This window comes from Oribacterium sp. KHPX15, from assembly GCF_900107835.1.
In the GTDB taxonomy this organism is placed as follows: domain Bacteria; phylum Bacillota; class Clostridia; order Lachnospirales; family Lachnospiraceae; genus Oribacterium.
This window is the reverse complement of the sequence record NZ_FNRG01000051.1, coordinates 1-10,470: the sequence shown is the minus strand read 5'-3', so window position 1 is coordinate 10,470 and position 10,470 is coordinate 1. Positions and strand designations below refer to the sequence as shown.

The 10,470-nt window shown below is 38.0% G+C and carries 15 protein-coding genes and 2 pseudogenes; all 17 read left to right on the top strand.

The genetic code is table 11. The annotated features are described in order from the left end of the window. A pseudogene (locus tag BLV86_RS18010) lies at positions 1-252 on the top strand (type II toxin-antitoxin system HicB family antitoxin); the annotation flags it as partial. A 338-nt stretch (positions 253-590) separates the two neighbouring features. Beyond that, a complete protein-coding gene (locus tag BLV86_RS16460) occupies positions 591-1,304 on the top strand; it encodes an FRG domain-containing protein (RefSeq protein ID WP_090819729.1) in 714 nt (237 codons plus the stop codon). Beyond that, positions 1,241-1,666, top strand: a complete 426-nt coding sequence (locus BLV86_RS16455; protein WP_090819726.1) for a hypothetical protein — start codon at positions 1,241-1,243, stop codon at positions 1,664-1,666. Before BLV86_RS16460 ends, BLV86_RS16455 begins: the two co-directional genes overlap by 64 nt. Further along, positions 1,656-2,198 (top strand): hypothetical protein, encoded by a 543-nt coding sequence (locus BLV86_RS16450; RefSeq protein WP_090819721.1) that lies wholly within the window; start codon positions 1,656-1,658, stop codon positions 2,196-2,198. The genes BLV86_RS16455 and BLV86_RS16450 overlap by 11 nt, the downstream gene beginning before the upstream one ends. Before the next feature lie 5 nt (positions 2,199-2,203). Beyond that, positions 2,204-2,419: a hypothetical protein gene (locus BLV86_RS16445; protein ID WP_090819719.1), complete on the top strand. Its 216-nt coding sequence runs from the start codon at positions 2,204-2,206 to the stop codon at positions 2,417-2,419. A gap of 144 nt (positions 2,420-2,563) precedes the next feature. Next, positions 2,564-4,270 carry an IS1634 family transposase gene (locus BLV86_RS16440; RefSeq protein ID WP_090819716.1) on the top strand — a complete coding sequence of 569 codons (1,707 nt, stop codon included), beginning with the start codon at positions 2,564-2,566 and terminating at the stop codon, positions 4,268-4,270. 5 nt (positions 4,271-4,275) lie between these two features. Further along, entirely contained in the window at positions 4,276-4,518 is a 243-nt protein-coding gene (locus BLV86_RS16435) for a hypothetical protein (RefSeq protein ID WP_090819713.1), read from the top strand. Positions 4,519-4,745: 227 nt separating this feature from the next. Then, the gene (locus tag BLV86_RS16430) at positions 4,746-6,149 is read left to right on the top strand and encodes an AAA family ATPase (protein ID WP_090819710.1); all 1,404 of its coding nucleotides are present in this window, start codon (positions 4,746-4,748) and stop codon (positions 6,147-6,149) included. Further along, entirely contained in the window at positions 6,136-6,819 is a 684-nt protein-coding gene (locus BLV86_RS16425) for a hypothetical protein (protein WP_090819707.1), read from the top strand. Before BLV86_RS16430 ends, BLV86_RS16425 begins: the two co-directional genes overlap by 14 nt. Then, on the top strand, positions 6,820-7,359 hold the full coding sequence (locus BLV86_RS16420) for an ATP-binding protein (protein WP_090819704.1): 540 nt from the start codon (positions 6,820-6,822) through the stop codon (positions 7,357-7,359). Between the two features lie 381 nt (positions 7,360-7,740). Next, positions 7,741-7,869: pseudogene (locus BLV86_RS18720) on the top strand (UPF0175 family protein); the annotation flags it as partial. A gap of 58 nt (positions 7,870-7,927) precedes the next feature. Further along, complete coding sequence (locus BLV86_RS16410) at positions 7,928-8,662, top strand: CpXC domain-containing protein (RefSeq protein WP_090819702.1); 735 nt, start codon at positions 7,928-7,930, stop codon at positions 8,660-8,662. A gap of 126 nt (positions 8,663-8,788) precedes the next feature. Further along, complete coding sequence (locus BLV86_RS18005) at positions 8,789-8,959, top strand: hypothetical protein (protein ID WP_155991221.1); 171 nt, start codon at positions 8,789-8,791, stop codon at positions 8,957-8,959. A gap of 199 nt (positions 8,960-9,158) precedes the next feature. Then, on the top strand, positions 9,159-9,386 hold the full coding sequence (locus BLV86_RS16405; protein ID WP_036613057.1) for a YgiT-type zinc finger protein: 228 nt from the start codon (positions 9,159-9,161) through the stop codon (positions 9,384-9,386). Between the two features lie 9 nt (positions 9,387-9,395). After that, positions 9,396-9,752: a helix-turn-helix domain-containing protein gene (locus BLV86_RS16400; protein ID WP_031549018.1), complete on the top strand. Its 357-nt coding sequence runs from the start codon at positions 9,396-9,398 to the stop codon at positions 9,750-9,752. 117 nt (positions 9,753-9,869) lie between these two features. Then, positions 9,870-10,124 carry a DNA-processing protein DprA gene (locus BLV86_RS16395; RefSeq protein WP_090819699.1) on the top strand — a complete coding sequence of 85 codons (255 nt, stop codon included), beginning with the start codon at positions 9,870-9,872 and terminating at the stop codon, positions 10,122-10,124. Between the two features lie 104 nt (positions 10,125-10,228). After that, positions 10,229-10,470, top strand: a 242-nt coding sequence (locus BLV86_RS16390) for a type II toxin-antitoxin system HicB family antitoxin (RefSeq protein WP_139297958.1), incomplete at its 3' end; no start/stop codon positions are given.

Genomic DNA, 10,470 nt, shown 5'->3' with positions numbered 1-10,470 from the left:
CTTTATGATTACGAACGGGATAATAAAAAAGTGCCGGTGCCTTCAGATCCCGATAGTATAGAAGTGCCAAATGGTTCGTTTGTTAATTGCGTTCTTTGCGATACATTGGAATATCAAAAAAGAAATAATAATAAAGCTGTGAAAAAAACACTTTCTATTCCGGAGTGGCTTAATGAATTAGCTATCAATGCAGGAGTTAATTTTTCTCAGGTATTGCAGGACGCTCTTAAATCTCAATTAAATGTAGAATGAGTAGTCTGAATTGAAGAGAGATAATCTAAATTTCACAAATGATTAACTTGCAGAATAAAAATTAAAAAAGCCACGGATTTAAGCCTGCTGATCATGGGACGAATCTGTGGTATTTAAAGAGAAGAGTTGGATTGAAATGTAATACATTTATTGTTTATGTAATACAATATTTATGAGAATGAGCGGAGTGTTAGCAAATGGCTAGGGGTTGGATGTTTTTAAAAATCACCATATTACATAGCTAAGTGATATACTGTAATTGTGGTGGATATATTATGATTTACATAAGGATATATGTGAGATTCAATAGTTGGTAGAACTGAGTGTGGATAATTTTTATGATAAGTATATTATTTGGTCCACCAAAAGAAATTCATTCTTTGGCGGACTTTATTGAAGCTGTAAAAGAAAGACCTGTTGAAAAGATACAAACGTTACCATGTCCACGATTTCTTTATCGTGGACATTCGAATATTGGTTATTCATTATGTCCATCTATTGATCGAGACGGCCTTGGGATATCCGTGGAAAGTCGTTTAATCGAGATGGCAATGAACAAAAGACCAGATGTATTTAAACCGGAAGATAAGCTTACACTTTTAGCTAAAATGCAACATTATGGGTTGCCAACAAGACTTATTGATTTTACATTGAATCCACTGGTAGCTCTTTATTTCGCGTGTCAAAATGAGGATGTTGATGGAGAAGTTCTTAAATTTATTGATTATGTATATAGGTCCGGTGAAAAACTACCATCTTATGCTTCATTAACGTTTGATAAGTCATTGATTTCGGGTGAGTTTGGCGATGAGAGCTCATATCGCACAAAATGTGAGAAAGTATTGATCAGGTATTACAAGCAGGCATTTCAAAAGAATCTAATTCTTAGTCTTGTTGGAAATATATCTAATGATGGAGTAGATTTTGAAGATTTTTTTATTAGAATAAAAAATCTTTCGTGGTTTAGACAATGGGAAAATGAAACGTATTGTGGATTTTTGGATCCGAAAATGTTGCATCAGAAAATAAGTTTTTTCCTGTTTATAGAGTAGATAAAAAAGGAACTAAGGAAACTACTTTTCTTATATCTACCTATGAGGAATTTCACGATGTTTATCCTAAGGAAAAGTTTGATGAAAGATATCCTGAGGATGATATTGGCACTTATTCTACATCAGTTTATGATGCTCCCGATTCTTGCGAAAGGTTTATAAAATCGATGGGGGCAAAGGTTAGATGTATGTTTCCTTCGCCAAAAATAATGGTCGGATTTACCCAGAATGGATTGGCTGTTCATACTGTGGATTATAAAGAAGGCTACAGAGATAAAACACATATTGATTGGTGGATATACAAGGGACAGATAGAAGAAGCTATAAAAGGCTTCGAGGAGTATACCAAAAATGAAAAATAGATGGATAGATGATTTTTATTCATATGGGCCATTAGGAATGGAATATGTCTTGTTTGAGTATGATGGTATTCCTATTACGTTTGTATGCCTTGATACTAAGATGAAAAGGTATATATGTCATTGCACCAATCCCATAGATGAGAATTCGTGGCTGGTTTTTCCTGTTGATGAGAAGGAATTGATGGAATTCATATTGGAAGAAAAATCTTTGATTGATCTACTTCGAAAAAAAAACGAGGTTGTTCTTGCACTAAAATATGGTATGACGTTTGAGTATAAAGTATATCAAGGTGTTAAAATACCAAAAGATGAACTTCCGGCAGATGATTACACATTTAGAAACGACTGTGAGGAGTATTTGAAACGAATCACAGCGAGAAATGTTATAGTCCCACAAAAAATCCAAAATGGTTTAATAGTGCCTTTGAGATATAGAATAAACGAAGGTGGGGATTCCAGACCGGTTAGAACCAAATATTCAAAGATTAAGAGATTTAAAACTAAAAGAAATAAGCGTGTATTAATGGGGTGAATGAAATGCTTATAGGGTTAAGAAATAAAAATGGAGAGCTAAAAGTTAAAGATATATTGGATTTAAATATGGATATGTCTGTTGAGAAATATGGAGATGGATACAGAGTTAAAATATCTAGAGGATATTATTTGGATGGCGAATATACTGAAAAAGAAGATGCCGAAGCTGCGTTATATAATATAGCTAATATTAGAAACGAATTGGAGACAGCTCAGTAGTTGATTGTGAATTTCCTGAAGGATTAACTCACGGCTAAAAAAATATCGAAAAAACCACGGATTTACGCCAAAAAGTCCGGATTTTTGGACGAATCCGTGGTAGAATTACAGAGAGTTAAATAACACTCTATAGAGGGGGCTGATATGTTCTTAAAGGAGCTTGTTCCGATACCAAAAGATGAGAAGGGGATTTCGAAGAAAACCATCGATGGTATAACTTATGTTTATTACACATACGAGAGGCACTATGACCCTAGGAAGAAATATACGGTTGGGAGTCTGACGTCCATAGGTAAGTGCGAGAGCCGCGACAGCGACATGATGTATCCCAACACAAACTACCTCAAGTACTTTCCGGATGCAGATATCCCTGAGACTAAGAACATATCCGATCGAAGCGGTGTATTAAAGGTCGGACCATATCTTGCTATAAAGAAGGTAGCTGAGGATTATCACCTTGACGATATGCTGGCCGATATCATAGGGGACGATGCCGGCCTTTTTCTGGATCTTGCCGCGTATAGCATAATAGCTGAGAACAACGCTAATCAGTATTATCCTGACTATGCATTTGACCATCCTCTGTTTACCAAAGCGATGAGGATATACAGCGATTCAAAAGTGAGTGATTTTATCAATGGCATCAGTGAGTCACAGGCTGTAGAGTTTCTGAGCCAATGGAATCTGCAGCATGATCACAGACAGAAGATATATATATCCTACGATTCAACAAACAAGAATTGTGATGCCGGGGACATTGACCTTGTGGAATACGGCCATGCAAAGGACGACCAGGGTAAGCCTATAGTTAATTATGCTGTAGCTTATGACTGCGATAATTCATTACCTCTTTTTTATGAGGATTATCCCGGAAGCATTACAGATATAGCACAGCTTCAGGTGATGCTTGAAAAGGCAAAGGGATATGGATACAAGAATGTAGGCTTCATTCTTGACCGTGGATACTTCAGTGAAGAGAACATCCATTACATGGACAAGTGCGGGTATGAGTTCGTGATAATGGTCAAAGGGATGAAGAAGTTCGTAAGCGAACTGATCCTGTCGAGAAAAGGACTGTTCGAAAACAGAAGGGAAAACAGTATCCGTGAGTATCAGGTAAGTGGCATAACAGTGAAGAGAAAGCTGTATGCTTCAGATACGAAGGACCGATACTTCCATATTTATTACAGCGACAGGAAGAAAAGCGCTGAAAGAGAAAACTTCGAGGATAAAATTGATAAACTGGCGGCATTCCTGAAGAAGCATGAGCATGAGAAGATACCTCTCGGAAAGGAACTGGAGAAATACTTTGATCTCATATACAGCAAGAAGGGGGAACCGGATGAAAAATTCATGTTCGCCAAAGAGAAATATGAAGAGATAAACAAAGTGATTGACCTTTGCGGATACTTCGTCATTATCACATCCGAGAAAATGACTGCAAAGGAAGCCTTGGAATTGTATAAAGGCAGAGGTGTTTCGGAGAAGCTTTTCCGTCAGGATAAGTCCTACCTGGGAGATAAGAGCTTCAGGGTACACTCTACGGAATCTATACATGCAAAGATTTTCATAGAGTTTGTGGCACTTATTATCAGAAACAAGCTTTATAAGCTACTGAAGGACTACAAACTGGAAACTGAAAGTAAGCAGAATTATTTCTCGGTTCCGGCAGCGATCAGAGAACTCAGCAAGGTTGAAATGATACGGCAGGCTGATGGTAATTACAGACTTGACCATGCGGTAACAGCCACATGTAAAACTTTATTCAAGGCATTTGGAATCAACGATGCAAAGATCAAATCCGGTGTCAGAGAGATCACCGCACGTTTAAAGTATTCTGAGAAGGCGTAAAGAAAATGAGACGAGGAAGGAAAACGGCAGCATCGATAGACGAACGGGTTGAGAAACAGAAACTGATAGTGCTTAAAGACAAAGAAAAGATGGACAAGGACATAGCGATCCTTGACGATCTGATGAAAAAGCAGGAGGAGCTCCGGAACAAGAAGCTCCTCAGCGCTATAACTAAGAGTAATAAGAGTTTTGAGGAAATAATGGCTTTCTTAACAGAGAACATGGATGGGGATAGCGAGGAGAGTTAAAAGGTCAGGGAATTAACAATCACTTGGCGCTTACTTACGAAATTATGAACATTTGTTTTCGGGTATTGACAGGGATAGTTGGCTGAGTTAGAACTATTTTATTGAAAAAATATAACACAAATAACAATAATAAAACGAAATACGGAATATTATATATCGATTCGAGAATAAAAATTGAGTTTTTGTTAATCAAGTGATATGATGGTGCCATAAGTGGAGGTGCTGTTATGAGAAAACCAATTGTTCGTCTTCAATCGATTACAATTAAAAATATCAAGAATGTTGAAGATGGTGAGATTTTGATGCCATATGCATTCAAAAAACAAAATAAGTATGATAAAGCCGAGATACTTGGAATATACGGTCAAAATGGATCCGGAAAAACAGCAATTGTTGACTCTGTTTATTTTCTTCAGGTCCTTCTCAGCGGCAGTAGTATCGATAAGACCTGGTCAGATTACGTTGATGCTCGTAAGGACGAAGCTCAAATAGAAGCAACTTTGTTGATCGTTTTTGAGAATACAACTTACGATGTTACCTATTCAGTAAAGCTTGCGCGGGATGGCGAAGATGTGGTTATTGTTGAAGAGTCACTTGCTTCTTCGACAATAACAGCGGATAAACGAACAAACAAAACCACTATTGTTTGCTATGAGCGTGGAGAATCAGATGTATTCACTCCCAAAAAAAGATATGACGAGATTGTCAGAATAGTTCCGGAAGCTTCAATTAATTTAATTGTGGCAAAAAAAATGGCTGAAAAGAGTAAGTGTTCATATATTTGGGGAGAGAGTAGCAGAGAGATATTTTTATCAAGAGATGAGAATAATCAGGTAAGGTGGGACTATGCAATTATAATTGCTGCTTTGTTTAACTTTGCTGTTAGAGATTTGTTTGTAATTCGGAATACACATTCGGGATATATTACAGCTAATATAGCGCTTCCGATGGCGTTTAGGATTGACCAGGAGGATAAGGGAATAAAAGGTGAATTCGCAGTATCACTTAGAGAACCTACTTTGTTGGATATGGAAAGATTGGAAATACTCAAAAGAATTGTAGATGATATTGATACTGTGCTTTATACAATTATTCCCGGAATGAAGATTCTTGTAAAGGATCTTGGAGCACAGACATTGGAGGATGGAAAAGAGGGCCACCGTGTAGAATTACTATCGCAGCATTATGACCTTCCGGCAATTCCGATTCGCATGGAGTCTGAAGGAATTATAAAGATTGTATCTATTTTGAATGCTATGATACAGATGTTTTCTGATCCATCTATCTGCCTGGTTATTGATGAGATGGATTCTGGGATTTATGAGTATATGTTTGGAGAACTATTATCTATATCTGCTCAAAGTGCAAAAGGTCAGCTGATATTTACTTCTCATAATTTGAGGCCACTTGAAATGCTGGATAAGGATAGCATTATATTTTCGACAGCAAATTCGAAGAAACGTTATATCCACATGAAGAATGTGAAGAGTACGAACAATCTTCGGGATGTCTATATACGTTGTATAACATTGGGCGGACAGAACGAAAAACTGTATGAGGAAACCGATAGCTTAAAGATTGCAAGAGCTTTCCGCAAGGCCGGAAGGAGGATTGCTGATGTCAAACAATGAGAAGAAAGTAATTGCTGTTATAGTTGAAGGACCAACTGATGTGGAGGCAATTGGCTCGATTCTGAAATCCTATTTCTCTTCGGATGAAGTACAGTTTGTTGTTATACATGGAGATATCACAACTCAGGAGTTTGTTAGTGCCGAAAATATCATCTCAAAAATTGATGAGCAGGTTCATATAACGATGGGGCAATATAGCTATCACGACGATGACATGAAGCAAATATTTCATATTCTGGATACGGACGGTGCGTGTATTCCTGATGAGGATGTACATGAGTCTGAGCAAGGAACAACGATCAAATATTTTTTGGATCATATAGAAACGCCTGATGTTAAATATATCAGGGAACGTAATCGTCGAAAAAGTGCGCTGTTATATAAGCTGAGTAGCACATCTAAAATACATGGTATACCGTACCGGGCTTTCTACAACTCTCGAAACTTGGAACATGCATTGTATGGTATTTCAGAGGATTTGTCTGATGACAAAAAATCTGAACTTGCAGATGATTTCGCAGAAAAATATGAGGAAGATTTAGATGGTTTCATTAAGCTGATTAATTCTGATGAGATTGCAGTTAAAGGAACATGGAAAGATACTTGGAAGTATATCCAGAAAGAGCATCACTCATTAGAGAGGCATTCTAATATGCATCTGGTTTTTTAGGTGACGCTTCTGTATCAGACAGACCAGATAGCACCAAAGAATCTTAACGAGTATGCCTTTATAGGCGAGCTCTCCCTGGACGGGAGGATAAGACCCTGTACAGGCGTTCTTTCTATGATAACAGAAGCAAGAAAATGCGGTGTAAGTTCAGTCATTGTTCCTTATGGGAACAGACAGGAAGCAGAATCCGTGTCCGGGATCAATATTTATCCTGTGAGCACTCTTTCGGATACAGTAAAGCTTTTGGAGAGTGGAGTGCTCATGGATCCCGGGGAGGGACTCATTAAAATGCGCCCCTTCCGAGCACCCCATCATAATGTCTCGCTCAATGCCCTGATCGGTGGCGGAAGCTATGCACAGCCCGGTGAGGTGTCGTTGTCACATAATGGTGCCCTGTTTCTTGATGAACTTGCAGAGTTTTCGCGTAGCACATTGGATGCCCTGCGACAGCCCATGGAAGATAAGCGGGTCACGATCTCCAGAGTGAACGGTACTAATTCATATCCTGCTAACTTCATGTTTGTTGCAGCCATGAATTGAGAGTAGGTGACAAGAGAATTTTTTTTGATTATGATTCAAAAAATTGAAATGTGAAGTAAAAACACCAATTAGAAACAATAACTAACGGCGAGCGCTAAAGTCAGAGACACTTGTGGATTTAGTGTGTCAATTGCACCAAATGACCTGATGTGTTAAAGTGAAATTGCATGATAGATTTAAAAGAAGTGCTCTAAATGGTAAGAGGCTCAATTTGGAGTTGGATATAAACAATGATTTAAGGAGACGACAAATATGTGTCAGATAGCAGTAGATATTCCTAATGAGGTATTGTATGACACCAAGATGAGTAAAGGTGATGCTTCAGCATTTGCAAGGCAGGCAGTGGCAATCCGTTATTAGGTCAAAAACGGAGTTTCATTAGGATATTGTGCACAAATTGCAGGGATGGATAAGGAAGGGTTTATTCGTTTGCTGGGTGATAATGGGATATCCATATTTCATTTTGATGATAAAAATGAATTTATGGAGGAATTAAACAATATACTATAACCACGTATTGATAAATGATGAATTAGAATAAGACGTACAGAGTAGGAGTCGATATAATATGCCAAAATTCCCTGATTTTCAGAAACCCGTGACCAAAGCCGTGGAGTGTCCCTTTTGCGGAAAGACTTTTGATTACAGTTTATATCCGGAGATAGTTATCCCAAGAGATAGGAAACTGAAAAAGAAAGTTCTCAATAAGTCGTTGTTTTTTCCCAGGTGTCCGCACTGTAAGGAAGAAATAAAGCTGAAAGCTGTATGTATGTACCGGGATGACAGTAAGAGGGAATGGTTTGTACTTACGGATTCAAAAGATAAAAAAGTATCGGAGATGTTGAAAACCGGAAACATTAAGTTTGATGAAGTTTTTTCAGAGGATAATATAGTTGATTTAGTGAAAGGTTTCTATACTCGTAGAGTTGTGTTTGATGTTGATTCTTTTAGAGAAAAGATCTTGCTGTCGGATTGCAATTATGATGACAGAATCATAGAACTTATGAAGTTATCTCTATCGACGATTCTTGAAGAGGATATTGGCCAGCCGGTTTATAGGATTTTTTTGGAAGAAACCTCGGGCAACCAATTGGTTTTTACCGCAATAATGGGGAACTCTGCACCTTTTGATTATGTAAACATTAAGACTATACCGAGTGTTTATTTCGATTATAAGGATAAATATTTGGGAAAGCTTGGAGATCCTAATATGGACGAATATATCCTGACAGATCAGCAATGGGCGATGAAGTCTGACTTGTTAAAGGATGAGGATGCCGGGGTTATAATACCGTTTGATTAAGATCAATGGGGTCGTCTTGAATTTTTATAAACGGTATCCACAGATTTGTTCGACAGTATCTGACAAATTTAAAGTTTATTGTTATGAGTGTGGACTCATTTTTGAAGATCGATAGGAGACGAATGTATGAGTGATATGGAATTAAAGCTCAGGAAGGAAATGTATAATCCATATAAACCCTTAACCAGAGAAGAAGTAATAGAACAATTGGCTATTGCAAAAAAACACGCTGATGAAGGCAGAGTCATGGAAGGGCATAGGGCATCTGCGAATATTAGGGAAAAGTATGGATTTTGATGGGGAAATTGAGACTGAAAAAGGAACTACTTTCTGAACGAAATAATATGCATTTGGTTTCCTATAGCAGGTTACATGCTTGATCAAAAATCAAAGATAGTACCGTTTCTGTCTGTGAAGACAGATGATGACTGATCACAGCATATGTACCTGATTCGGATAGATGGGAAACAGATTGGAAAACCAGAAAGGAGCAGTTATGAAGTGCATGAAATGTGGAAAGGAAATGTTCAAGAGTACTACAACTGAAGCAATTGAACTCGGATTTGGCGTTTTGGTTATTCGTAACATTCCATGTTATAAATGTACTGAATGTGATGAGATTTTCTATACAGGAGATATTGTTCAAAAGATCGAGGAGATTACAGAACGCGTAAAGCTGCTTGTTCAAGAAGTTACAGTTGTGGATTTCGAGAAAGCCGCATAGGAGAAGATCATGACTATCAGTGAAAGGATATTTGAGAGATTAAGGCAGCTTTCTATGACACAGCGGGAATTTGCAGAGGAAGCAGGGATACAGCAGAGCACGATCAGCGAGTGGAAGAAGAACAAAACAAATCCATCATCCGATAAGATACTGGCAATATGTAAAGCTCTGGATGTGTCTCCGGAATGGCTTTTGTCAGGGGTTGATCCGGCAGAGAATCGAGGGAAGAACCAGGCATACTATACTGTGGATTTAAATACAGATAGTGGGATACTTGTTTCTGAGTTTAATAAACTGGAAAAATCGCAAAGAGACAGGATTTTAGGATATGTTGCAGCTTTTTCTGCAATGAAACAGGATAAGTAAAAAGGTGCGTCGATGTAATCTCGTCGACGTATTATTTAAAGGTGGCGGTTCATAAAATTGAATAATATTGTATGATTACGAATTGATCAGAAACTAAACTGAAGGAACTAAAGAGAAGTGGCAAGAAAGAAACGGATATGGTACCCAAAAGAGCATGAAAAACTCTACGAAGAGATCATCAAAACCGGCTGCGTTCTTTCAGAATATCCCCCCGGAACCACACCAAAAAACTTTTATTTCCCCATGCGTAACCGCCTGATATCGGCCCTGTCAGATAAGCTCTATGTAATAGGCGTTGGCAGAAACAGCGGCACAAGTTCCACGATTGAAAGTGGGGAGAAGTATGGGAGGGAGATAGAGTTGGTGGCATGAATATAGGGTAATTAATGAGCCGACTATCACCTGTGAGAAGATGTATTGACGCACGTAATAATACGTAATAATATACGTATATAAGATATAGAGAGGTGCGAAGTATGGCAAAATATGTATATCCGGCAATATTTACAAAAGAGGAAAACGGTCTATATTCAGTGGAGTTCCCGGATATTAAGGGATGCGTGACTTGTGGTGATGATTTAGCGGATGCGCTTTATATGGCGCAGGATGTTCTCGCTTTTACACTTTATGATTACGAACGGGATAATAAAAAAGTGCCGGTGCCTTCAGATCCCGATAGTATAGAAGTGCCAAATGGTTCGTTTGTTAATTGCGTTCT